This window comes from Patulibacter sp. NPDC049589 (genome assembly GCF_040675535.1).
GTDB lineage: Bacteria > Actinomycetota > Thermoleophilia > Solirubrobacterales > Solirubrobacteraceae > Patulibacter.
In genome coordinates, this window is record NZ_JBFAPC010000090.1 from 1 (window position 1) to 23,525 (window position 23,525).

The following is a 23,525-nucleotide window of genomic DNA, read 5'->3' on the forward strand; positions in this document are numbered from 1 at the left end:
CGACCGGCACCGCCGGCCGCGGCTCGGCGGGAACGTCGGGTACCGCGGCGAGGCGCGGGGGCGCGCCGCCCGCGACGAGCTCGACCGACGTCGACGCGCGCAGGCGGGGACCGATCGCGGCGGCCAGCTCGTGCGGCCGCGCGGTCGTCAGGCGGCTCAGGGCGAAGTCCTCGGCGGTGCTCATGCCGCCCCCTCTCCTGGCGTGGGGCCGCCCGGCGGGACGGCACGGTCAGCCGCGCCACGTGACGCGTCGGACGACGGACGGCTGCCGCCCGTGCGACCCGAGGCCGCCGCGCCGATCGGCGGACCCGCGCCCTCCATCGTCTCGATCCGCACGGCCCACTCGGAGCCGTCGACCACCAGCAGGCGGCCCGTCCCGACGCGCAGGCCGTTGACGTAGAGGTCGACCGGGTCGTCGGCGAGGCGGTCCAGCGCGAGGACCTCCCCACCCGGCACGCCCGCCAGGCGCCCGGCCGGCAGGCGCGTGCGGCCCAGCTCGACCCACAGGTCGACCTCGGCGGCGCCCAGCGCGGCGGCCATCCCGGCGTCCGAGCGGTCGACGGCCGGGCCCTCGGACAGGACCTCGGCGTCGCGCTCGTCCAGCGCGCGGGTCATCCGCACGACGAACGCGTAGGGCACGAGCTGCACCAGCCGGCAGACGACGCCGTGGACGGTGATCGGCACGACGGTCGAGTGCGGCGCGGGCTCGGCGAGGCCGTCGGCGTCGCCGTCCTCGACGAGGTCGCGGACCCGCGGCGGCGCGATCTCGACCTCGGTCCCCAGCAGCCCGCTGGTCGCGAAGGCCGCGGCGGCCATCATCTGGTTCATCGCCTCGGCGACGGCCGAGCGCTCCATCTCGTCCAGCGGCGCGGTCTCGTCGTCGGGCGGATCGGTGAAGCCGAGCATCGCCCGCGCCAGGCCGCGCGCGCCGGCGAGCGGCGCGACGAAGACGTTGCCGCCGGTCACGCCGTCGACGTACGAGACGTCCGCGGCCAGCGCCGGGACGGGCAGGTTCGCGAGCGGGTCGGCGCCGGACTCCATGACCCGCGGGCGCCCGACCTCGACGGCGTCGGGGCAGAAGGCGCGCAGGGCGTCGGCGGCCGCCTCGGCGCAGACCGTCGCCAGCTCGAGCAGGACGCGCTCGGCGCTCATCCGTCGTCCTCGAGCAGGCCCTCGATCTGCACGGCCCGGCGCGCGTCGAGGCGTCCAGGCCGGCAGCGGAAGACGGCGGTGTCCTCGACGCAGAGCTCGACCCCCGACGACGTCGGGGACTCCAGGCGGACGAGGTCGCCCGGGCGCATCGCCAGGACGGCGTCGAGCGTCACGCGCACGCGGGCGACCTCGGCGCGCGCGACGACCTCGACGGAGCGCACGACGGCGTCGGCGTCCGGATCGTCCTCGTGGGTGCGGTCGCGGTCCGTCGCGCCGGCCAGGGCGTCGGCGACGGCCGCGACGGCGGAGTGCGGGACGAGCAGGACGAACGCGCTGGAGCGCCGCATCAGGCGGACCTCCATCGTCACCACGAGCGTCGGCTCGGAGACCGGGCTGAGGTGGCCGGTCTCGGACGTCGGATCCAGCCGGTCGATCCGCAGCGGCAGGCCGCAGAGGTCGTCCCAGACGGGCCCGAGCTGCGACACGAGGTGCTCGAAGAGCAGGCCGGAGAGCGCCCAGTCGATGTCGCCGAGGCGGCGCGCGCCGGCGGCGGTGTCGGTCGTCCCGCCGAGCAGCAGCTCGACCGCCGTCAGCACGAACGGCTGCTCGGCGGTCAGCAGGAAGCGCCGGCCGCCGCCGGCCGCGAGCGTCACGCCGATCGCGTCGCCCGGCAGCGCGGCGTGCGCGGCCGCCCAGCCGAGCTGGTCGAGGTCGATCAGCTCGAACTCCACCTGGGCGCGCAGCTCGGCCGACAGGCGCGTCGACGCGGAGCGGCAGAACGTCTCCATCGCGCGGCGCGTCCGGCGCTCCTGGTCGCCGGAGAACTTCGTCGGCCGCGTGAAGTCCATCCGGCGCAGGCGGCGGGCCCGGCGCGACGGGAGCGACGGCACGTCGACGGCGCCGTCGCGGGCGGCCTCGACGAGCGCCGAGATCGCCTCCTGGCTCATCGACTCGCTCATGCGGCCCCGTCGCCGGCGGCGGGCAGGGCCCCCGGCGCGGGCGCACCGGCGGCGTCGGCCTCGTCCGGGGCGGTCGCCCCGACCGCGGGGATCATCGCGGTGATCCGCAGCGCGAACTCCTCGTCGACCACGACGACCTCGCCGTGGGCGATCGGCTTGCCGCCCGCGAGCAGGTCGACGGGCTCGCCGGCCAGGCGGCGCAGCTCGACGATCGAGCCCGGGCCCAGGCGCAGCGCCTGGCCGAGCGTCATCACGGTCCGCCCGATCTCGACGGACAGCTCGATCGGCACGTCGTGCAGCCGCGACAGGTCGCCCCCGGCGGACGCGGCGACGGCGCGGCCGTCGTCGGGGACGAGCTCCTCGCTCGCGGTCCATTCGCTGTTGCTCATCCGCATCCCTACTGGACCGTGATGTCGGGCAGGAGCACGTCGCCGACGTGCAGGTCGGTGCGCTGCTTCAGGCGCTTGCGGACGAGCCGCTTGACCTTCTCGCGGCCGGCGGCGTTCGACAGCTCCGGGCCGGTCGCGGCGCCGACGACGTCCGTGATCACGTCGCGGACGACGGCCTCCTCCGGCATCACGCCGTAGCCCTCCGGCGGGGTCCCCTCGTGGCCGCCGGCCTCGGGCGCGTGGTCGAGGACCATCGCGACGGAGAACTTGGCGTAGCGACCGTCGGAGAGGTTCACGAGGAACTCCTTCGGCAGCACGTAGACGACGCCGTCGACCTTCGGCTTCGCCCCCGCCGGGGCGGGCGGCGCGAGCACGAACTTGTACGCGCCGAGGGCGCCGACGACGGCGATCACGACGATCACGATGAGCTTGTTCTTCGGCACGGTTCTGGCGAGGGGTCGGGGACGGAGGTCAGGGGGTGGGGTGCAGGCGGGTGAGGGCGATCTCGACGCGCCGGTTCGCCCGGCGGCCGGCGTCGGTCGCGTTGCTCGCGCGCGGCTGCTCGGCGGCGTGGCCGGTCGCCGAGAACCGCGACGGATCCAGCGCGGAGCCGGCGAGCCGGCGCACGACGCTCGTCGCGCGCGCCGCCGAGAGCTCCCAGTTGTCGGGGAAGCGCCCCGTCGAGATCGGCATCGAGTCGGTGTGCCCGTCGACGGCGATCGGGTGCCTGCGGTCGACCTGCAGGACGCCCTTGAGCTGGTCCAGCAGCAGGCCGCCGTCGGGCGACAGCGCGGCGGATCCGGACGCGAAGAGCACGTCGTCGGTGAGGACGCGGATCACGAGCCCCTTGCGCTCGACGGCGGTCTGCACGTTCTGCTCGAGGCCCTTGGCGGCGATCACGTCGTCGAGCCGGCGCTTGAGGGCCGTGAGCTCCTGTTCCTCGACGCGGGCCGCCGCGGCGGCGCGGCGGGACGGCGCGAGCTGCTGCGCCTCGGCGACCTTCGGCGTCAGCGGCGCGATCGCGGACACCGCCGCGACCGGGGCCTGCGCCTTGTCGGCCGTGGACTCGTCGCGGATCGACCCTCCGCCCTTCAGCACCTTGCCGGCGAACGCCTCCTGGAGGGACTTCGTGATGTCGGCGGCCTTGCGCTGGTCGACGACCGACGCGGCGTACATGACGATGAAGAGCGCGAGCAGCAGCGTCAGGAGGTCCGCCCAGGTCAGCAGCCAGCGCTCGTGGTTGGCGGCGCCGTGGCCTCCCCCGCCGCGCCGGCTCCGGCGTCCGGAGCCGCTCATGCGGCCTTGCGCCGGCGCGCCTCGTCGATCGACGCGGCCCCATCGGAGCCGCCGTCGTCGGCCAGGGCCGAGCGCTGGGCCGGGGGCACGAAAGTCTGCAGGCGCTCCGAGACGATCCGCGGGTTCTCGCCCGCCTGGATCGCCAGGACGCCCTCCATCGTCATCTCCCGCAGGCCCTGCTCCTCGAGGGAGAGCGCCTGCAGGCGGTTCCCGATCGGGAGCATCACGATGTTCGCGAGTCCGACGCCGAGCAGGGTCGCGACGAAGGCGCCGGCGATCGCGGGGCCGAGCATCGCGGGCTGGTCGAGGAAGCCGAGCGCGTGCATGAGGCCGAGGACGGCGCCGAGGATGCCGATCGTCGGCGCGAAGCCGCCGGCCTTCTCGAACGCGCCGGAGCCGACGGCGTGGCGGGCGGCCATCGCGTCGATCTCGCCCTCCATCACGTCGCGGACGGCGCCGGCCTCGGTGCCGTCGACGACGAGCTGCAGGCCACGGCGGCAGAAGGCGTCGTCGACCTGGCCGACGGAGGACTCGAGCGAGAGCAGCCCGTCGCGGCGGGCCTGCTCGGCGAAGCCGACGAGCTCCTGCGCGCGGCCGGCCAGGTCGGGCCCGGCGGACGACGTCGCACGGATCAGCAGCTTCGGCATCGCGAGGAACGTCTCCATGCCGACGGCCGCGAGCGTGACGCCCGCGGTGCCGCCCAGCACGATCGACAGCGCCGGGATGTTCATGAGGATGCCCAGGGACGTCCCCTCGATCATCGCCCCGCCGAGGATGGCGAGGATGGCGACGCCGATTCCGATTCCGCTTGCGGCCTTCATCGGACCGGGTCATCGGCCGGGTCGGGGCGAACCTGAGGGCCGCCGGACGTCCGTTCCGAAACGGCCGGATGTTCGTCCGGAGGGGATCAGGGGGCGGTGCGGGCCGCGCCGCTCATCGGGCGGCCGGAGCGGCGGCCACGGCCGGCGCGAGGACCTCCTCGCACCACTGCTGGAACGTCGTCGGGCCGTTCGTCTCCCGCGTCGGGGGCACGCCGGCGTCGAGGCCGCCGTCCTTGGCCCGCAACATGTCGACCATCCCGGCGACGAACGCGTCGCCCGCCCCGAAGCCGGACATCCGGTCGCCAGCGCGCGGTAGGCGACGCCGGAGCCCGATCAGGTCGTCGACCGCGAGCGACGCCGTGACGAGCCCCGCCTGCCCCGCGACCGCGGTGCCGCGCCCCAGCGCCGACAGGCCGACGACGACGACGGCGCGCTCCCGAGCGTCATCCGTCGGTGGCGGAGCACCGGCACTTCGGGCGTGCCGCGGAGGAGCTCTACATCGCGCAGCCCGTCCTCAGCCGGCAGATCCGCGCGCCGGAGAAGGAGCTCGGCTGCACGCCCCTGGAGCGGACGACCCGGAGCGTGCGGCTGACGCCCCCCGGCGAGCAGCTCCACGAGGAGACCCGCGCACGGTCCCGATCGCCTCCGAGCCGAACGTCGCGTGCGTCGCCGCCGGGGACGAACCGGCCGGCGGCGACCAGGGCGTCCCTACCGCGCCATCAGCGCGTCCATGCCGACCGCCGCGGCCAGCGCCAGCCGGCGGTCCAGCGCGCGCTCGGTGTCGGCCGTGAAGTCGAGGTCGTAGACGTCGCGGAAGCGCCACCGGCGGCGGCGGTTCTCGCCGATGACCGTGCCGTCCTCGGTGCTGAACTCGAAGTCGAAGGCGATCGGCAGCCAGTCGGCGAAGCCGCCGATGTAGGGCACGAAGCCGATCAGGCGCCGGAACAGCGCCTTGGGCAGGCTCTTCTCGCGGGCCGTCACGGCGACGCCCGTCGCGGTGCTCACGAGCGTGAACGTCGAGCGCAGCAGCGACGCGCCGAAGACCTTCTGGATCGTGCCGACGACGTCGCCGCTGGGCGCGGTGATGTCGTAGGTCGCCCGCGGGTCGAAGCGCTGGCGGGCCTTGATCCGCAGCAGCTCCGAGCCCTTGGAGTCGTCCTGGAAGAACCCGATGTCCTCCTTGAACTTGAACCGCTTCTGCTCGACGAAGCAGAAGGGCTCGCCGTCGGACTCGCCGTCGGCGCCCGCCCCGGGGATCGAGAACTCGTACTGGTTCACGATCAGCCGGATGCGCTGGTGGAGCACGAAGCGATCGTGCTCGTTGGGATCGACCATCGGGCGATCCTGTCACGGGGCGCGGCGGCGCGTGACGCCGTACTCGGCCGGTGGCGCAGCGACGCGCACGGGTCGCCGCAGGGCGACGACGTCCCCGGGAGACGGCCCCGGAACGACCAAGAGCGTGGCCGCGAATCCCCCGATCGACGGCCACGCTCTTGAGCGAATCAGGCACCTTGCGGTGCGCTCAAGCGGTCCCCGAAGGGACGCTTGATCCCTGAGACGCACGGGCCGACGAAACCCGACGAAAGTTGTTGAAGAAACTTCTTTTGGGCGTCCGGCCGCTCGCCCGGGGCCGCCCCCGGGGCCGGGGAGGACCACGGTGAACCGGCGCCGGGCCGGCGAGGACGTGCTGTGATTCCCCCGGCGTGTCCGTGGTCCCACTCCGCGCGGGCGTCCGCCCGCGCACCGTCCCGGAGGCCTCCTGATGTCCCAACTCCCGCACCCCGGTCGTCGCCTGGCGTCACGGGTCCTCGCCGCCGGCGTCGTCGTCGTGGCCCTGGCCGCCGGCGTGGTCTCGTTCGTGCTGGACCACACGGCCCGCGACATCGCGAAGGACCTGACCCCGATCGACCAGGCGACCCGGCGGCAGCTCGACCGGCCCGCTCCCGGCGCCGCGCAGACGATCCTGCTCGCCGGCCTCGACCACCGGTACGCCGACGGGCCCAAGGCCGGCAGCCGCTCCGACACGATGATGCTCGTGCGCCTGGACCCGAAGGCGAAGGCCACCGCGATCCTCTCGCTGCCGCGCGACCTGCGGGTGACGTCGCTGGGTCCCCACGGGCAGCAGAAGCTCAACTCGGCGTGGTTCACCGGCGGGTCGGAGCGGCTCACCCACACGATCAAGACGGCGGTGCTGGGCACGCCGCAGGACCCCTTCCGGATCAACGGCATCGTCTCGGTGAAGTTCGACGCGTTCGCGAAGGTCATCAACCACCTCGGTTGCCTCTACGCCGAGGTCGACCGCCACTACTTCATCCCGCCCAACAGCGGGCACGCCGAGATCGACCAGCCCGCCGGCTACCAGCTGCTGTGCGGCCAGTCCGCCCTCTCCTACGTGCGCTTCCGGGTCCAGGACAGCGACTTCGTCCGCGAGGCGCGCCAGGCCAACTACCTGACGGAGGTCCGCTCGCAGGTCCGTCCCGAGGACGTCCTGTCGGGCACGCTGCTGAAGGACGTCGGCGACTACGTCCGGACGAACATCACGTCCGCGCGCCAGCTGCTGGCGATCGCGAAGCTCCTCGTCTACGTGGCGGGGAAGCCGACCGCGCGGATCACCCTCGGCGGGCTGTCGGACGCGGACGACGGGACCAACGACGTCCTGACGACCCCGGCCGCCCTGGCGGAGGCCCGCCGGCGCTTCTTCCACCCGCGTGTGGCGCCGGCCGCGACGAAGGGCTCGGCGTCCGCGTCGGGCGCGAGTGGAGCTTCGGGCGCGAAGGACGGCTCCGGGCAGGGCGTCGGCACGAAGCGCTCCACCGGAACGCCGAAGGCCGGGACGCCGAAGTCCGCCGGCCGGTCCTCGCGCCGCAGGGCGAAGGCCTCGACCGCCCTGCCCGCGACGATGACGACCGACGCCGCCGGCGCCGACGCGGTCCCCGGGCAGGTCGCCCCCGGGCTCGCGGACGCCGGCGTCGGCACGGTCGACGTCCTCGCCCCCACGTCGCGCTACGGGCGCGGCGCCTACGAGCCCGAGATGACGCGCGGCTACGCGATCCTCGGCAAGGACCGCCAGCCGCGCTGGCCGAGCTACCGGATCGTGGCCTCGACGGGCGACACCGGCCAGTACTACGGCGTCGAGGGGACGACCTGGCGCGACCCGCCGATCCTCCAGCTGGCCTCCGACGAGGTGCGGCTCGGCGGCCGCGACTGGAAGGTGCAGTACGACGGGCGCGAGATCCGGCGGCTGATCTGGCCGGGGCCGAACGGCACGTACTGGGTCACCAACACGCTGACCAACGAGCTGTCGCTGAAGGAGATGTACGCGGTGGCGCGCAGCATGCGACCGGTCGGGCGGCGATGACGGGCCGGCCCCCGGAGGCCGCCCGGGAGGCCCGTCCGCGGCGCGCGCGGACCCCTCCCGGTGCCCGGCCGGCAAATCCGCTGTCACAGAATCGGCGCTCGTACGAACTACCAAGTGTGGTCCCGTCCCCCGAAGCACCCGACGGTCCCCCGTCGTCGGGCCCCCAGGTCCCCCCGGCGGCGAGCATCTCGGCGCTCTACGCCCACCACGTCGACGCGGTGTCGCGGTCTCCCGCCCACCGCGGGTCCCTTCGGGGCGACGCGGTGGCGCTGACGCCCGAGATGTTCGCCGCCGTGCTCGTCCGCAGGCGCCGCTCGCGCGGCTGACCGCGCCCGGCGCCAGGACGGCCACGGGCCGGTCCGGGCGCCGGGCGCGGGCGGATCGACGTCCGCGCGTCACAGATCCGGGGCTCGCGGAACTGAGTCCTGCAGATGGCCCGAGACCTCGACATCGATGCGCTGTACGCCCGGCACCGGCGCGAGCTCCTGCGGTGGTTCGCGCGGCGCACCGCCGACGCGGAGAGCGCGCTGGACCTGCTCGCCGAGACGTTCGCCCAGGCGATCGCCGCCCGCCGCGGCTGCCGCGCCCGCACCGACGAGGCGCGCGCCGCGTGGCTGTGGGGCATCGCCCACCGGCAGCTCGCCCGCTACCTGCGGCGCGGCTACGCCGAGCAGCGCGCGATCCGTCGCCTCGGGCTGGAGCGCCCACCGGTCGACGAACCCGTCTTGGCCGCGATCGAGCGCGAGGCCGGCCTCGACGACCTGCGCTCCCGGCTCGCCGATGCCCTGGAGACCCTGGGGCCGAACGTCCGGCAGGCCGTCGAGCTGCGCGTCGTCGACGAGCTGCCCTACCCCGACGTGGCGCGGCACCTGCGGATCTCCGAGCCCGCCGCCCGCGCCCGCGTGTCCCGCGGCCTGAACGCGCTGGGCCGCGTCCTCGACCCGGCCGTCGCCGGGGAGGTCGCGCCGTCGTGATCCCCGACCCCGACCCCACCACCGCCCCCGACGCAGGAGCACCCCGGATGACGACCGACTACGACCCCCTGGAGACCCACCTCGACGCGCTCGGGGACGCGCTGCGGGTCGCCGCGGCCGCCCCGGCGCCGCGCCGCCGGACGCGGCCGCTGATCGCCACCGCCGCGGCGGTCGGCGTGGCCGCGATCGGCGCCGTGGTCGTCGTAGCCGCCTCCCCCCGCGACGGACCGGTCGACGTGCTCGGGCGGGCGGAGGCCGCGCTCTCGCCGACCGGCGAGCTGCTGCACTACGTCGTGCGGACGCGCGGTGTCGAGCCGACCGGCGGGCTGTCGCCGCGGGTCCTGGGCACGGGCGGGCGCTGTCCGCCCCCGCCGCCGACCGAGGTCTGGCAGGCGAGATCGCCGTCGCGGTGGCGTGCCGTCATCCCGGCGTCAGCGAACACTGGCCGCTGCCAAGGCACGATGATCGACCGCCACGGCCACGTGCTGCGCGGGACGTGGGAGACCTCGTGGGCGGGCGGCACCTCCACGAGCTACTGGCCGGCCGTCGACAGGATGAAGGTCATCGGCGGCTACGACTCGAACAGCTCACAGGGAAACGTCCCGCTCGGTGACCCGCATCTCGGCGGCGACGACCCGGTGGAGGTCGTCCGCCGGATGCTGCGGCAGGGGAAGCTCCGCGACGACGGGGAGACCACGCTCGACGGCCGGAAGGTGCACACGCTCTCCGGCACGAAGACCGAGACCGCCCACCGGATCACGACCCGTGAGACCGTGCTCTACGCCGTGGACGCGACGACGTTCGCCCCGGTCCGCGCCATCTCGACGGTCGCGACGACCTACCCCCGCAACCAGCGCGGGATCCGCAACGACCCCCGTCTGCGCGCCGAGCTCGAGAAGGGACGCGCGACGCAGCTCGACTTCGTGACGTTCGAGCGCCGCCCGCTCGACGCCGCGGGCCGCCGGCTGCTGACGATCGTCCCGCGCCGCCCGCCGGTGGTGGTGGAGCGGACGACGCAGGCGAGGCTCCGCGCCGAGCGACGGGCCGAGGTCCGCGAGCAGCGGCGGCGCCGGGCCGCGCAGGCCGCCGCCCGCGACGGGAACTAGCGCGGGCGGGGGCCGGCGGGCCGGCGAACGGCGTCCGCCCATCGTCCGGGGGCGCTCAAGCGCGCGGGCGCGGAGCCGATCAGCGGGCCGTACCGCCCTTCGGACCCGAGACTCCCATGCCCCACGCTCACCGCCGCATCAGCCTGCAGACGAAGATCCTCGGCCTCAGCGCCGTGCTCCTCGCGTTCACCGCCGTCGTCGCCGCGATCGGGATCGTCGGCGTGCACGGCGCGAGCGACGGCAGCGGCACGGGCGAGGCGACGACGCTGCTGATCGTCGCGCTCGTCGTCACCGTCGTGGTCGGCCTCGGCGTCTCCTACGCGGTCGCGCGCAGCATCCGCCGCACCGTCGGCGAGATCCTGAACCGCACCCGGATGCTCTCGTCGATCTGCCTGACCGGGCTGGACGAGGGCCTGAGCAAGCTCAAGGACGGCGACCTCACCCACGAGATCCTGCCGCAGACGCCGCTGATCGACTCGTGGCCGAACGACGAGCTGGGCGACATCGCCCAGGCCGTCAACGACATCCGCCAGAAGGCCGTCGCGGCGATCGGCTCCTACAACGGCTCCCGCGACTCGCTGACCGCGATGATCGGCCAGGTCTCCCACAGCGCCGGCGTGCTGTCCGCGTCGTCGCAGCAGATGGCGTCGACGTCCGAGGAGGCCGGCCGCGCCGTCGGCGAGATCGCCCACGCGGTCTCCGACGTCGCCCAGGGCGCCGAGCGCCAGGCCCGCACCGCCGAGTCCACGCGCGCCGTCGCGGACGAGATGTCCGAGGCCACCACGCACGGCGCCGAGGCCGTCCAGCAGACCGCGTCCGCGGCCGAGGCCGCCCGCACCGCGGCGCTCGAGGGCGCCGACGCCGCCGAGCGCACCGCGCACGCGATGGACGAGATGGGCGAGGTCACCGGCGGCGTCGTCCTGGCGATGCGGGAGCTCGCCGAGAAGTCCGAGCGCATCGGCGGGATCGTCGACACGATCACCGGGATCGCCGGGCAGACGAACCTCCTGGCGCTCAACGCGGCGATCGAGGCGGCCCGCGCCGGCGAGCAGGGTCGCGGCTTCGCGGTCGTCGCCGAGCAGGTCCGCAAGCTCGCCGAGGAGTCCCAGGCGGCCGCCGCGTCGATCGCCGGCCTCGTCGGCGAGATCCAGTCGAGCACGGGCCAGGCGACCGCCGCGATGGACTCCGGCACCGAGTCGATCGAGGTCTGCCGCGGCGCCGCGGAGGTCACCGAGGAGGCGTTCGGACGGATCACCGGCTCGGTCTCCGACGTCCACGGCCGCGTCGAGCAGATCGCCGTCGTGATGGACCAGATCTCCGCGTCGTCGGAGCGGGTCCGCAGCGACATCGCCGAGGTCGCCGCGGTCGCCGAGCAGTCCTCCGCGTCGTCCGAGCAGGTCTCGGCGTCGACGCAGGAGACCAGCGCGTCGACCCAGCAGGTCGCCGCCTCCGCGCAGGAGCTGGCCCGCACCGCCGAGGAGCTCGAGGAGCTCTGCGGCCGCTTCGTCCTCGTCGGCGCCCGCTGAGCCCGGTGAGCACCGTGACCACCCCGACCACGGACGTCGCGGCCGCCGCGCCGGCGAGCACGCAGCTCGTCGTCCTGCGGCTCGGCCGCGAGGAGTACGCGCTGCCGATCGACCACGTCCAGGAGATCATCTTCTGGACCCCGCCCCGGCCGGTCTCCTCCGACCTGCCGTGGGTCTCCGGCGTGATCGCCCTGCGCGGCAAGATCCTCCCGGTCTTCGACTTGGCGCTGCGCCTGGAGGTCCCCCGCGAGGTCGGCCGCGACGCGCGGATCGTCGTCGTCGAGACCGGCGCCGAGCAGATCGGCGTCACGGTCGACGACGCCACCGAGGTCCTGACCGTCGAGGCGTCCGACCTCGAGGCGATGCCGCAGGGCACGGGCCACGACCTGCTGCGCGCGATCACGAAGGTCGGCGACCGCTTGATCGCGGTGCTCGACCTCTCGACGCTGTCGGCGGCGGCCGGGCCCGAGCCGCGGGCGGCCGCCCCGGCGACGACCGCTCCACGCGCCTCCGCCGCGCCCGCCGCCGCGACGGGGGCACCGGCCGGCGCGCCCGCCCTCGCGGCCGTCGGCCGATGACGCACCGGGTCCCCGAGCCCCGGCGGCACGCGGTCCGTCCGTCGGCGACGCGCGCCGGGACGGACGCCGCCGTCCGCCCGCGGATCGTCGTCGCCGACGACTCCTCGCTGATGCGGCGGATCCTCGTGCGCACCCTGACCGACGACGGGTTCGACGTCGTCGGCGAGGCGCAGGACGGCGACGAGGCGCTGGCGCTCTGCATCCGCCACCGCCCCGACGCGATGACGCTCGACCTGCACATGCCGGGCACCGACGGCATGGCCGTCCTCCGCGCCCTCGGCGCGGGCGGGCCGCCCGCCGTGCCCACCGTCGTCGTCTCCGCCTTCTCCCCCGCCCAGGGCGCGCGCGCCGTAGACGCGCTCGCCGGGGGCGCCTTCGACCTGGCCGCCAAGCCCGGTGTCGGCGAATCGGTCGCCGACTTCTCGGCCGGTCTCGGCGAGAAGCTGCGTGCCGCCGCTGCCAGCGGGTCCGCGCGGCGGGCGCCCGTGACGCCGCGGAACGTCCCCCGCCACACCCCCGGCCCCGCGAGTGGCCGGCGCCTCGTCCTCATCGCGTGCTCCACCGGCGGCCCGCGCGCGCTCGCCGAGCTGCTGCCGGCCCTGCCCTCGCCGCTCGGCGCCGGCGTCCTCGTCGTCCAGCACATGCCGGCGGGCTTCACCGGGTCGCTCGCCGCCCGGCTCGACGGCACCTCGGCGCTGCACGTCCAGGAGGCCGGCCCGACAGCGGCGATCGCTCCCGGCGACGCGCTGATCGCCCCCGGCGGACACCACCTCCGACTGACCGACGCCCGTGCGACCACGCTGACAAACGAGCCCGCGATCGGCGGTCTGCGTCCCCGCGCCGACCTGACGATCGCCGACGCCGCGCGGCTCTGGGGCCCGCGGCTCCTGCTCGTCGTCCTCACCGGCATGGGCCGCGACGGCCTCGACGGCGCGCGCGAGGTCCGCCGCCGCGGCGGCCGGATCCTCGTCGAGTCCGAGGACACCTGCACCGTCTACGGCATGCCGCGCGCGGTCGCCGAGGCGGGGCTCGCCGACCAGATCGTCCCGCTGCCGGACATGGCGGCGGCCATCCTCGAGGAGCTCGCCGCATGAGCACGCCCACCCGTCCCACGCCCCGCCTCCCGCGTCGCGCGGCGTCGCCCGCGCCGGCGGCCACCACGCCCGGTCGCACGGACGACTACCTCCGCTTCACGGCGGGCTTCCGCCGGCTGACCCGGATCGACCTCGACCAGTACAAGCGCGCCCAGATGGAGCGCCGGATCCGCAGCTTCGCCGAGCGGCGCGGCGAGCCGGACCTCGGGCGCTACCTGCGCCGGCTGCAGGACGATCACGTGGAGCTCGAGGCGTTCCTGGACCGGATCACCATCAACGTGTCGCAGCTCTGGCGCAACCCAGAGCAGTGGGAGGTCCTGCGCGACCGCCTGATCCCGGAGCTCGCCGGCACCGGGTCCGTGCGCGCCTGGAGCGCGGGCTGCTCGTACGGGGCCGAGGCCTACACGCTGGCCGCGCTGCTGCGCCGCCAGGCCGAGCGCGGCAGGACCTTCCGCGCCGAGGTCCGCGGGACCGACATCGACGAGCGGATGGTGGAGCGGGCCCGCGAGGGGCGCTTCACCGCCGCCGACGCGCGCGACGCGCCGCTCGCCGAGCTGCGCGCGCACTTCGACGCGGAGCCCGGCGGCGGCTGGCGGGCCTCCCCCGCGCTGCGGAAGCTGACGACCTTCGTCACCGGCGACCTGCTGCGCACGAGCGCCCCGCGCGGCGGCTTCGACCTCGTCCTCTGCCGCAACACCGTCATCTACTTCAACGAGGACGTGCGCGACGCGCTGCACGCCCGGCTCGCCGCCGGGATCCGCCCCGGCGGCTATCTCGTGATCGGCGCCACCGAGCGCGTCGCCGACGCCGCGTCGCTGGGCCTGCAGCCCGTCCAGCCGTTCATCTACCGCAAGACCGAGGCGTAGCCGTGGACCTCTCCGAGTACCTCCCGCTGTTCCTCGCCGAGGCGTCCGAGCACCTGCAGGAGCTGAACCTCGCGCTGGTGAAGATCGAGGAGGACCCCGAGGACGAGCAGGTGCTCGACGGGATCTTCCGCATCGCGCACTCGTTCAAGGGCTCCAGCGCGACGATGGGCTTCGACGGGATCGCCGCGCTCACGCACCGGATGGAGGACGTCCTCGAGCTCCTGCGTCGCCGCCGCGGGGGGCTCGGGCACGACGCGATCGACGCGCTGCTGGCCTGCCTGGACGCGCTCTCGGCCGCCGTCGAGGGCATCGAGCGCGACGGGGTCGAGGACCTGGACCCCACCGAGGTCATCGAGCGGCTCGACGCGCTCGTCCGCGACCGTCCCGAGGAGGCTCCCGCGCCCGCCGCCGAGCCGGAGGCGATGACCCCCGACGTCCTCGCCGCCCTGGCCGCGGGGCAGCGCGTCGTGGTCGTCGAGGCGGTCCTGCGCGACGACGCGGTGATGCGCGCCGTCCGCGCGTTCCAGGTGCTGGACGCGCTCGGCGACCACGGCCCGATCCTCGGGTCCCAACCGTCGGTCGACGACGTCGACGCGTTCGACGGCCGCGTCATCGAGGCGTGGGTCGCCACCGACCACGAGGACGACGCCGTGATCGCGGCGGCCGAGAACGTCTCCGACGTCCAGCACGTCCACCTGCGCCCCGCCGACGCCGCGCCGTTCGACCCCGTCGAGCTGCAGGCCGCGCTGGCCGAGGCCGCGGAGGCGCTCGCCGAGGCCGCCGCCGAGGAGGCGCCGGGCGGCAGCGACCGGGCCCGCGCGTTCGACCTCGAGGAGCTCCCCCACCCCCGCGTCTTCGCGCCGGGGACGGCGGCCTACGGGCCGGCGGACGGCGGCGCCGTCGGCCCGGGGTCGGGCGGAGCGCCCGACGCCGGTGCAGGCGCGGCCGCGCCGATCGCCGGACCCGGCGCACCCGGCGGCGCGGCCGCGCCGATCGCCGGCCCCAGCTCCCCGGGCGGCGCGGCCCCCTCCTCCGCGGGCACGCCCACGCACCGCCCCGCCGCGCCGGCCGCGACCGCGCCCGGCGAGCACCCACCGGCGGCGCCCGCCGCCCCGCGCGAGCCTGCCGCCAAGCCCACCGGGACCGCCGGGCGCGCCGCCGCGACCGTCCGCGTCGACGCCGAGCGGCTCGACCTCCTGATGCACACGATGGGCGAGCTCGTCGTGCACCGCACGCAGCTCGAGGTCCTCGTGGCGGGTGCGGATGCGCCCGGGATCGCCCAGGCGATGCAGGCCGTCACGCGGTCCTCGCAGGCCCTGCAGGCGATGGTCATGCAGGTCCGGATGATCGCCGTGGAGGCCGTCTTCCTGCGCTTCCCGCGGATGGTCCGCGACCTCTCCTCGCGCCTGGAGAAGCGGGTGGAGCTGCGGCTCGTGGGCCAGGAGACCGAGCTGGACCGCACCGTCGTCGACGCGCTCGGCGACCCGATCGCGCACCTCGTCCGCAACGCCCTGGACCACGGCCTGGAGGACGCCGCCACGCGCGAGGCCGCCGGCAAGCCCGCGACCGGGACGATCACGATCGCCGCGCGGCACTCGGGCTCCAACGTCGTCATCTCGGTCTCCGACGACGGCGCCGGCGTCGACCCTGCGCGGGTCGCCGCCCGGGCCGTCGAGCGCGGCGTGATCACCGCCGAGGAGGCCGCGACGCTCGAGTCCGCGGCCGCCGTCGAGCTGCTCTTCCACCCGGGCTTCTCGACCGCGGAGACCACGAGCGACATCTCCGGCCGCGGCATCGGCATGGACGCGGTGCGCACGACGATCCGCGGGCTGGGCGGCGAGGTCACGATGACCTCGGAGCTCGGCGCGGGCACCGCCACCGAGATCCGGATGCCGCTGACGCTCGCGATCATGCCGGCGCTCGTCGTCGGCACCGACGGCGACCCCGACGGCTCGCGCTACGCGATCCCGCTGGACCGGATCGAGCGGATCGTCGGCCTCGACGACTGCCCCGTCCGGACGATGGCCGGCGCCGAGGTCCTGCTCGTCCCCGACGGCACGCTGCCCCTGCTGCACGCCGCCGCGACGTTCGGCGAGCGCCCGCCGTCGCGGTCCGCGGACCCCGCCGCGCCGTCGCCCTCCTCCCACGCGGTGATCGTCCGCGCCGGCGACCACCGCGTCGCGCTCGGCGTCGTGCGCCTCGTCGGCCAGCGCGAGCTCGTCACCCGCCCCCTCCCGCCGGACCTCGCCACCCGCGCCGCCGTGTCCGGCGCCGCGGTCCTCTCCGAGGGCGGGATCGCCCTGATCGTCGACTGCGACGCGCTCGCCGCGGCCGCCGGCCCCGGGGCGGGCGGGCACCTCCCCAACCAGATCGGACACCCCGGATGAGCACCTACAGCGCCCTCCAGCTCGACGCCCTGCGCGAGATCGCCAACATCGGCTCCGGCACCGCCGGGACCGCCCTGGCCGGGATGCTCGGCAAGACGGTCGACCTCTCCGTCCCCCACGTCGAGGCGGTGCCGCTGGCCGACGCCGTCGACGCCGCCGGGGACCCGGCGCGCCCGACGACCGCGGCGCTGCTGCCGATCACGGGCGACATGGACGGCGTCGTCCTGCTGCTCTTCCGCACCGACGCCGCCGACACGCTCTGCCGACTGCTCGGCGTCGAGCCGGGCAGCGAGGTCGGCGACTCGGCGCTGGCGGAGATCGGCAACGTCCTCGGCACCAGCTACCTCGGCGCGATCGCCGCGATGACCGGCCTGGCGCTGGAGCCGAAGCCGCCGGAGGTCGTCACCGACGTCCTCGGCGCGATCGTCTCGTCGGTGCTGACGCACGTGGCCGGCGGCGACGACGTGGCGCTGGTCCTCGACACCCGCCTGCGGGTCGAGGACGAGGCGTGCGGGCTGTCGTTCCTGCTCGTGCCCGAGGGCGACGGCGTGCAGGAGCTGCTGGCGCGCCTGGGCCTGCCGGCGTGAGCGGCGCGGACCTCATGGTGCGGATGGGCGAGCTGGCGGTGTCCTCCGGTCCCGACGACGTGCTGACGTCGATCGGCCTGGGGTCGTGCATCGGGCTCGCGCTGGTCGACGTCGACCGGCAGGTCGCGGGGCTCGCCCACGTGATGCTGCCCTGTCGCCCCGACCGGACGGCCGACCCCGCCGCGGGGAAGTTCGCCGACACCGCCGTGCCCGCCCTGCTGGACGCCGTGCTCGCGGCCGGCGCCCGCCGCCCGCGCCTGGCGACCTACGTGGTCGGCGGCGCGCAGATGTTCTCCTTCGGCGGCCGCGGCATGGACGTCGGCAACCGCAACGACCAGGCCGTCCGTGAGGCCCTCGCCGCGCTGCACCTGCGGGTGCGGGCCGCCGCCACCGGCGGCACGAACGGCCGGACGATCCGCGTCCACGCCGCCGACGGCCGCGTGACCGTCAAGGAGTCCGGCGGCGTCGAGACGCCGATCTCGCCGGCCGCCCGGGCGCCGCTCCCCCTTCCCCCGTCCCCGCCCCGCACGCCCTTGCGGGTGCCCGGGGCCGCGACGCAGTCCGACGCGGTCCCGGCCCGAGAAGCCTCGGGCGGGGCCCGCACGCCCTTGCGGGTGCCCGGGGCCGCGACGCAGTCCGACGCGGTCCCGGCCCGAGAAGCCTCGGGCGGGGCCCGCACGATTTCAACTCTCCGAGGAGTGTGAACCCATGGCCCGAGTGCTCGTGGTCGATGACGCGCTGTTCATGCGCAAGATGGTGTCCGACGCCCTGACCAAGGGCGGGCACGAGGTGATCGGCGAGGCCGCCGACGGCGCCCAGGCGGTCGAGCAGTTCCGGGCGCTGTCGCCCGACGTCTGCACGCTCGACATCACGATGCCCGAGAAGGACGGGCTGGAGGCGCTGCGCGACATCCTCGTGCTCGACCCCGGCGCCCGCGTGGTCATGTGCTCCGCGCTGGGCCAGGACGCCAAGGTCATCGAGTCGATCAAGGCCGGCGCCCGCGACTTCGTCGTCAAGCCGTTCCAGCCCGGCCGCGTGCTGGAGGCCGTCGACAAGGCGCTGGCCTGAGGAGCGCTCCGTCCCGGCGGTCCGGGGGTCGGCCGCGACGGCGATCCCCGGGCCTCGACGGCGACCAGCGCCGGACCGAAGCCCGGGCCGGGCGCGCGCACGCGGGCGCGACGGGCCGCAGCGCGGGCGTTCGGCGCCCCGGGGACAACCCGGCGGGGAGCGAGAGTGCGCTGCTCCTCCTCTGGGAAGGACGAACGCACTGTCGAATGCGCAGCCACCCCAGCGGCCCCGCCGTCCCCCGCCCGGGGCGCGACGCCTACGCGGAGTCCGTCCTCACGCGCCACTCCTCGACCTGGTCCTTGAGGGCCTGCAGCCGCCAGTACGCGGACCCCGCGTACTCGAGCTTCCACTCCCACGACTGCCCCTTCGCCAGCTCGGCGTGGATGTGGATGAGATTCCGGGCGGCGTAGAACCCCTTCAGCTCGTCGGCCAGGTCCTGCTCGATGATCCCCAGGGCCACCGCGGCGTCCGCCTTGTGCTCGAACCGCACCCTCGTGTCGGCCTGCGGGACGATCTTCCGCGACGCCGGGAAGGCGACCACCGGTGGCTCCTGGGCGTGGCCGTGCTCGGCGAGCGCGTCGCGGATCCCCTGCGGCGCCGGGTACTCGAGGAAGCGGGGCTGCACGAGGAGCCTGCGCACCACCTCGGTGGCTCCCAGTTCGCTGAACAGGAGATGGTGCAGGCACGCCTCGTAGATCGACGCGTACTGCTGGACCTGGAGCTGGACCTGCGCCCGGATCGCCCACTGGTCGGCGAGGCGGAGGCCCTCGAAGATCTTGTACAGGTAGCGCGCCGTGAAGAACTCCTGCCCCACCCGGCGTTCGAGCTCCGGATCCCGCAGGAACGCGAAGAAGGCCTCGTGCCATGCGGCGTCGCCTCCGAGGTCGTTGCGTGCGTAGCCGTCGAGGGCCGAGGCCAGAGGGGTATCGAGGGGCATCAGACGGTCGTCTTCCTGGGGACGTGCGAACGGGACCGGCGGCCCGGGGAACGCGGGCGGCCGAGACGCACGCTACGGCACCGACCGGGCGCGAACGGCGATCGGTCGCAGCGACCCGCCGGCGCCCCGCCCCGTCCGCACCCGCCCGTCAGGCGATCGGCCGCGGCCCGCGCGGCGCCGTCCGCAGCATCCGGACGGTCGCCCGGCCGACGCCGACGTCGCGGCCCAGCGCCCGCCAGACGCGCAGGTGCGGGTGGCGCTCCGGCGGGGCGTCGGCGGCGGCGAAGCGCGCGCGCTCGGTGTCCGCGGCGAGCGCTGCGACCGTCGGGCCGATCCGCTCGAGCTCCGGCCGCAGCGCGCTGAGCGTCGTGGCCGGCCCGACCGGGCCGGGGACGAGCCGGGCGAGCAGCTCGCCGACCGGCACCGCGGTCCCGGTCGCCACGCGGCGCCGGCGACGCAGGACGAAGCCGGTGCCGCCGAGCAGCAGCGCCGCCGGGACGACCAGCAGGATCGTGCCCGAGCCGCCCGAGGTGCCGCCGGTGGCGGCCTCCGGTGCCAGGACGTCGAGCGTCGGGTCGACGACGGCCTCCGCGGACGCGGGCGTCGGGTTGAACGGCACCCACCCGAAGCCCGGGAAGTAGACCTCGATCCAGGCGTGGGCGTCCTCGTCGCGGACCTCGTAGGCGCCGTCGTCGCCCGGCACGCCGGTGGCGAACCCGGCCACGACGCGGGTGGGCACCCCGGCCATCCGCAGCAGCAGCGCCGCGGCACCCGCGAACTGCTGGCAGTAGCCCGCGTGCGTCTTGAAGAGGAAGTCGAACAGCGGCTGCGCACCGGGCTCCGGGACGTCCGTGGTGTAGCGGAAGCGGTCGCCGCCGAGCAGGTAGTGCTGCACGCGGCGGACGATCTCCAGCTCCGACGTCGTGCCGGACGAGAGTCGCCCGGCGAGGCGCAGCGCCTTGCCCCACGGGGTCTGCGCCATCTGGGGCGAGAGGCCGTCGGCGAGCTCGGCGGCCGGGCGGCCGTCGCCGAGGTCGCGGCGGCGGTCCCCGCGGTAGCCGCCGGCGTCGCCGCGCCGCCCGATGGCGTCGCCGCCGTAGCCGCTGTAGCGGCCCCCGGCGACGAACTGGCCCGGCCAGATCTGGGTGTAGCGCTGGTAGTCCTCCAGCGGCGGCACCTCGACTGTCGCCAGCTGCGCGGCCGTCGCCCGGACGACCTCGGACTGCACGCTGTAGCGGTCGCCGGTGTTCGGCCGACGGCGCACCTGGCGGGCCTCCCCCGCGTCGGGGTAGTCGCCGCCCCCACCCTCGACGTCGACCCCGGTGATCCGGCCCGGCGACGCGACGAGCCGGTTGCGCAGGCCGCGGACCTCCACCGACGTCGTCACCGGCACCGCCGCGGGCTGCGGAAGGTCCTCGTGCGGGTCCGACTCGACGCCCCAGCCCCGCGTGTCGAAGCGCTCGAGCACTTGCATCCGCCAGAGCGCGGGCTCGTCCGCGGTGATCTCGAGCATCGCCGCGCCGGTCCGGCGGTCGTTGAGCGGCCCGTAGCTCTGCGTCGTGTCCAGGCGCGAGAACGACGGGGAGAGCCGGCGCTGGCCTGGGACCAGTTCCAGCTGCCCTTCGACCACCAGGACCCGAGCGGGGCACTGCCCGACTCGATCACCCACTCCGAGGTGCTGCACAACTTCGTCAAACCACCCATCCATGGCTGGGCGCTGCACCGGCTACGCGGGCGACTCACGCTCAGCAGGACGCACAAGACCGAGGCGTACGCGCGACTGAGCGCCTGGACCCGCTTCTGGCTCGACCACCGGCGCACGCCCGGTCACGAGCTGCCGCACTACCAGCACGGCAACGACAGCGGCTGGGACAACGCCACCACCTTCGACGGCGACCGCGTCATCGAGACCGCCGACCTCGCCGCCTTCCTCGTCCTGCAGCTGCGGGAGCTGGCGGTCCTCGCCGACGACCTCGACCGTGCGGACGATGCCCGGCACTGGCGGGAGACCGCCGACGCCCTGCGCGACGCCCTGCTGCGCGAGCTGTGGAAGGACTCCCGGTTCGTCGCCCGGGCCGCCGTCTCCGGTGCACAGCGCGCCAGCACCAGCCTGCTCGACCTCATGCCGATCGTCCTCGGCGATGACCTGCCCACCGAGATCACCGCGACACTGGCCTCCCGCATCGCCGGTCACCTCACCGAGCACGGCCTCGCCACCGAGCCCGTCGACTCACCGCACTACGCGGCCGACGGTTACTGGCGCGGACCGATCTGGGCGCCGTCGACGGTCCTGATCGAGGACGGGCTGCGCCGGGCCGGCCACACCGACCTCGCCGACACGATCAGCCGGCGCTTCCGGACATTATGCGAGAAGTCCGGCTTTGCCGAGAACTTCGACGCTGTCACCGGTGTCGGCCTGCGCGACCGGGCCTACACCTGGACCGCGAGCAGCTACCTGATCATGGCTGCCGCGGCGGCGTCACGATCGGCGTAGCCGGCGATGTCAGCCATCAGCCATCAGTCATCAGCGATCAGCCGGCGCCGACAGCGGCGAGTAACGTGGCCGGCGTGGCGGCGAGCACCTCAGGAAGCGGATCGGCATCGCGTCATCGCCGCGAGCGGACGACGCGCAGCGGACGCCGACAGCTGCCCTCAGCGGGACTTAGTTCCCGCCCGCCCTGATGCACGCCGGCCGGATCGATGCCACATCCTGATGGCGCCAGAGCTGCTGTGGCGTGAAACCCGGGGGCGGGAGGTAGCGTATCGACTGCTCAGGACGTGTCAGCGGCGCGAGGCGGCCGCTCGGCCGAGGACGGGTGGATGGTGCACAGCGGGCGTGGGGAGCTTCCCTTCGCTGCGGTCGAGGCGAAGATCCAGCGCCCGGTCCAGCGGCAGGGGCTGATTGCCCGTACCCGGCTCCTGGATGCTCTCGCCGCCACCCCGGATCGACACCCGGGCTCTGCACGAACGCGCCACCACCCTGCGGGCCGCACTCCCGACAAACACCACCATCCTGTACGCGGTGAAAGCCAACGGTCATCCCGAGGTCGTCCGGACCCTCGCCACCGTCTGCGACGGCCTGGAAGTGGCCTCCGGCGGGGAGCTGCGGCTCGCCACCGACGCGGGCGCCCGCCGCATCGCCTTCGGCGGCCCCGCCAAGACCGACTCCGAACTCGCCGCCGCCGTCACCGCCGGAGCGCTGCTCAACGTGGAAAGCGCCCACGAGCTACGCCGCCTCGCCGGCCTCGGCCTGCAAACCGACATCTGCATCCGGGTCAACCGGGCCGGCTCCGGACTCACCGGCAGCCACGCCATGACCGGCACCCCCACCCCGTTCGGCGTCGACGAGAGCCAACTGCCCGCCCTGCTCGCCGACATCCCGCCCGGCCTGCGAGTGATCGGCTTCCACCTGCACGCCGTCTCCAACAACCTCGACGGCCACGCCCACGCCGCCTTCCTCACCGACGCCATCACCTGGTCCATCGGCACCGCCCAGAAACACGGCATCCAGTTGCAGGTGATCAACGCCGGTGGTGGCCTCGGCGTCGACTACCAGTCGTCGGACTCGATCGACGTGACGCCGCTGTCCGCGGTGGTCGTCCCCGACGGCCTCGAGCTGATCGTCGAACCCGGCCGCTACCTGGCCGCCGACGCCGGCTGGTACGCCGCCGAGGTCCTCGACCTGAAAACCACCCACGGCCGTTGCTTCGCCGTCCTGCGCGGCGGCACCCACCACTTCCGGCTACCCGCCGCCTGGGGTTACAGCCACCCGTTCACCGTGGTGCCGGTCGACGACTGGGACCGGCCGTACCCGCGCCCGTCCGTCACCGACACCGAGATCGACGCGGTCGGCGAGCTGTGCACGCCCCGCGACGTGCTCACCCGCGGCCAGCGCGTGGCTCGGCTCCGGGTCGGTGACCTGCTGGTGTTCGGCCGGGCCGGCGCCTACGGCTGGGACATCTCCCACCACGACTTCCTGCGCCACGACCCACCCGAGTTCGTCATTCTCTGACCCCGAGCTGTGGCGCCAAGACCCACCCGGGTTCGTCATTCTCTGACCCCGAGCTCTCTGTTTTTGGGTTGTCGGCGAAGCCGTCCTTCTGAATTTGATCTGGTGCGGCTTGCCGCACATCCTGTAGAGCATCCTAGGATTCTTCCTGGGTCCAATGGTCCGGCATCTCGATCGGGCCTTGCACACAGGTGAACTCGGCAACCCGCAGCGAGCCGCTCTCATCGGGCGCCAGCAGGAACCCGAAGGTGACCACCGCACTCGGCTCGGCCACCACGTCCCGGGCCTGCTGATGCCGCCACTGAACCCAGCCACCCGCCCAGCTCCGCCCGGCCACCCACCGGGAACTGGTCGACCAGCGACCCTTCCGCGAGGAGGTCCGTGCCTGGCTGACGACCGCGGTCGCGGACCAGCCGAC

Annotated in this window: 24 protein-coding genes and 3 pseudogenes; 15 read left to right on the top strand and 12 right to left on the bottom strand. The window is 74.9% G+C overall.

All coding sequences use genetic code 11. The features are described from left to right. The 8 genes from AB0L40_RS16675 to AB0L40_RS16710 form a co-directional block, all read right to left on the bottom strand. Nucleotides 1-184, bottom strand: a 184-nt coding sequence (locus AB0L40_RS16675) for a hypothetical protein (RefSeq protein ID WP_364356754.1), incomplete at its 3' end; no start/stop codon positions are given. After that, a complete protein-coding gene (locus tag AB0L40_RS16680) occupies nucleotides 181-1,152 on the bottom strand; it encodes a FliM/FliN family flagellar motor switch protein (RefSeq protein ID WP_364356757.1) in 972 nt (323 codons plus the stop codon). The genes AB0L40_RS16680 and AB0L40_RS16675, both read right to left, overlap by 4 nt. Continuing rightward, nucleotides 1,149-2,111, bottom strand: a complete 963-nt coding sequence (locus AB0L40_RS16685) for a FliM/FliN family flagellar motor switch protein (protein WP_364356760.1) — start codon at nucleotides 2,109-2,111, stop codon at nucleotides 1,149-1,151. The genes AB0L40_RS16680 and AB0L40_RS16685 overlap by 4 nt, the downstream gene beginning before the upstream one ends. Then, complete coding sequence (locus AB0L40_RS16690; protein WP_364356763.1) at nucleotides 2,108-2,500, bottom strand: flagellar motor switch protein FliN; 393 nt, start codon at nucleotides 2,498-2,500, stop codon at nucleotides 2,108-2,110. Before AB0L40_RS16690 ends, AB0L40_RS16685 begins: the two co-directional genes overlap by 4 nt. A gap of 8 nt (nucleotides 2,501-2,508) precedes the next feature. Continuing rightward, on the bottom strand, nucleotides 2,509-2,943 hold the full coding sequence (locus tag AB0L40_RS16695) for a flagellar basal body-associated FliL family protein (RefSeq protein WP_364356766.1): 435 nt from the start codon (nucleotides 2,941-2,943) through the stop codon (nucleotides 2,509-2,511). Nucleotides 2,944-2,971: 28 nt separating this feature from the next. Continuing rightward, nucleotides 2,972-3,796 carry a flagellar motor protein MotB gene (locus AB0L40_RS16700; protein ID WP_364356769.1) on the bottom strand — a complete coding sequence of 275 codons (825 nt, stop codon included), beginning with the start codon at nucleotides 3,794-3,796 and terminating at the stop codon, nucleotides 2,972-2,974. Further along, entirely contained in the window at nucleotides 3,793-4,617 is an 825-nt protein-coding gene (locus tag AB0L40_RS16705) for a motility protein A (protein WP_364356772.1), read from the bottom strand. The genes AB0L40_RS16700 and AB0L40_RS16705 overlap by 4 nt, the downstream gene beginning before the upstream one ends. Nucleotides 4,618-4,729: 112 nt before the next feature. Then, nucleotides 4,730-4,912 (bottom strand): hypothetical protein, encoded by a 183-nt coding sequence (locus tag AB0L40_RS16710; RefSeq protein ID WP_364356775.1) that lies wholly within the window; start codon nucleotides 4,910-4,912, stop codon nucleotides 4,730-4,732. A gap of 158 nt (nucleotides 4,913-5,070) precedes the next feature. Between AB0L40_RS16710 and AB0L40_RS16715 the strand changes: the two are divergent. Continuing rightward, nucleotides 5,071-5,244, top strand: a pseudogene (locus AB0L40_RS16715) (LysR family transcriptional regulator); the annotation flags it as partial. 81 nt (nucleotides 5,245-5,325) lie between these two features. Here the strand turns inward: AB0L40_RS16715 and AB0L40_RS16720 are convergent. Beyond that, nucleotides 5,326-5,952: a hypothetical protein gene (locus AB0L40_RS16720; protein ID WP_364356778.1), complete on the bottom strand. Its 627-nt coding sequence runs from the start codon at nucleotides 5,950-5,952 to the stop codon at nucleotides 5,326-5,328. Nucleotides 5,953-6,379: 427 nt separating this feature from the next. Here AB0L40_RS16720 and AB0L40_RS16725 point away from each other — a divergent pair, with 427 nt between their 5' ends. From AB0L40_RS16725 to AB0L40_RS16780, 12 genes are all read left to right on the top strand, one after another. Further along, the gene (locus AB0L40_RS16725; protein WP_364356781.1) at nucleotides 6,380-7,975 is read left to right on the top strand and encodes an LCP family protein; all 1,596 of its coding nucleotides are present in this window, start codon (nucleotides 6,380-6,382) and stop codon (nucleotides 7,973-7,975) included. A gap of 116 nt (nucleotides 7,976-8,091) precedes the next feature. Next, nucleotides 8,092-8,301 (top strand): hypothetical protein, encoded by a 210-nt coding sequence (locus AB0L40_RS16730; RefSeq protein ID WP_364356784.1) that lies wholly within the window; start codon nucleotides 8,092-8,094, stop codon nucleotides 8,299-8,301. A gap of 105 nt (nucleotides 8,302-8,406) precedes the next feature. After that, nucleotides 8,407-8,949, top strand: a complete 543-nt coding sequence (locus AB0L40_RS16735; protein ID WP_364356787.1) for an RNA polymerase sigma factor — start codon at nucleotides 8,407-8,409, stop codon at nucleotides 8,947-8,949. Then, nucleotides 8,946-10,055, top strand: coding sequence for a hypothetical protein (locus AB0L40_RS16740; protein WP_364356790.1), 1,110 nt, complete (start codon nucleotides 8,946-8,948; stop codon nucleotides 10,053-10,055). The genes AB0L40_RS16735 and AB0L40_RS16740 overlap by 4 nt, the downstream gene beginning before the upstream one ends. A gap of 116 nt (nucleotides 10,056-10,171) precedes the next feature. Then, a complete protein-coding gene (locus AB0L40_RS16745; RefSeq protein WP_364356793.1) occupies nucleotides 10,172-11,581 on the top strand; it encodes a methyl-accepting chemotaxis protein in 1,410 nt (469 codons plus the stop codon). 5 nt (nucleotides 11,582-11,586) lie between these two features. Continuing rightward, complete coding sequence (locus AB0L40_RS16750) at nucleotides 11,587-12,159, top strand: chemotaxis protein CheW (RefSeq protein WP_364356796.1); 573 nt, start codon at nucleotides 11,587-11,589, stop codon at nucleotides 12,157-12,159. Next, entirely contained in the window at nucleotides 12,156-13,253 is a 1,098-nt protein-coding gene (locus AB0L40_RS16755; RefSeq protein ID WP_364356799.1) for a chemotaxis protein CheB, read from the top strand. Before AB0L40_RS16750 ends, AB0L40_RS16755 begins: the two co-directional genes overlap by 4 nt. After that, entirely contained in the window at nucleotides 13,250-14,119 is an 870-nt protein-coding gene (locus AB0L40_RS16760; protein WP_364356802.1) for a protein-glutamate O-methyltransferase CheR, read from the top strand. The genes AB0L40_RS16755 and AB0L40_RS16760 overlap by 4 nt, the downstream gene beginning before the upstream one ends. Nucleotides 14,120-14,121: 2 nt before the next feature. Beyond that, on the top strand, nucleotides 14,122-16,506 hold the full coding sequence (locus AB0L40_RS16765) for a chemotaxis protein CheA (RefSeq protein ID WP_364356805.1): 2,385 nt from the start codon (nucleotides 14,122-14,124) through the stop codon (nucleotides 16,504-16,506). Next, nucleotides 16,503-17,093 (top strand): chemotaxis protein CheC, encoded by a 591-nt coding sequence (locus AB0L40_RS16770; RefSeq protein WP_364356808.1) that lies wholly within the window; start codon nucleotides 16,503-16,505, stop codon nucleotides 17,091-17,093. Before AB0L40_RS16765 ends, AB0L40_RS16770 begins: the two co-directional genes overlap by 4 nt. Continuing rightward, entirely contained in the window at nucleotides 17,090-17,797 is a 708-nt protein-coding gene (locus AB0L40_RS16775) for a chemotaxis protein CheD (RefSeq protein WP_364356811.1), read from the top strand. Before AB0L40_RS16770 ends, AB0L40_RS16775 begins: the two co-directional genes overlap by 4 nt. Nucleotides 17,798-17,801: 4 nt before the next feature. After that, a complete protein-coding gene (locus AB0L40_RS16780) occupies nucleotides 17,802-18,161 on the top strand; it encodes a response regulator (RefSeq protein ID WP_364356814.1) in 360 nt (119 codons plus the stop codon). 256 nt (nucleotides 18,162-18,417) lie between these two features. Here AB0L40_RS16780 and AB0L40_RS16785 read toward each other — a convergent pair whose 3' ends face one another. Together AB0L40_RS16785 and AB0L40_RS16790 are read right to left on the bottom strand one after the other, a co-directional pair. After that, a complete protein-coding gene (locus tag AB0L40_RS16785) occupies nucleotides 18,418-19,098 on the bottom strand; it encodes a hypothetical protein (RefSeq protein ID WP_364356817.1) in 681 nt (226 codons plus the stop codon). A 148-nt stretch (nucleotides 19,099-19,246) separates the two neighbouring features. Next, nucleotides 19,247-20,611 (bottom strand): transglutaminaseTgpA domain-containing protein, encoded by a 1,365-nt coding sequence (locus AB0L40_RS16790; RefSeq protein ID WP_364356820.1) that lies wholly within the window; start codon nucleotides 20,609-20,611, stop codon nucleotides 19,247-19,249. A gap of 69 nt (nucleotides 20,612-20,680) precedes the next feature. On the opposite strand from AB0L40_RS16790, the pseudogene AB0L40_RS16795 reads away from it, so the two are divergent. Next, nucleotides 20,681-21,592 (top strand): annotated as a pseudogene (locus tag AB0L40_RS16795) (trehalase family glycosidase); the annotation flags it as partial. A 429-nt stretch (nucleotides 21,593-22,021) separates the two neighbouring features. Continuing rightward, nucleotides 22,022-23,110 (top strand): alanine racemase, encoded by a 1,089-nt coding sequence (locus AB0L40_RS16800; protein WP_364356823.1) that lies wholly within the window; start codon nucleotides 22,022-22,024, stop codon nucleotides 23,108-23,110. A gap of 133 nt (nucleotides 23,111-23,243) precedes the next feature. Here AB0L40_RS16800 and AB0L40_RS16805 read toward each other — a convergent pair. Beyond that, nucleotides 23,244-23,525: pseudogene (locus AB0L40_RS16805) on the bottom strand (hypothetical protein); the annotation flags it as partial.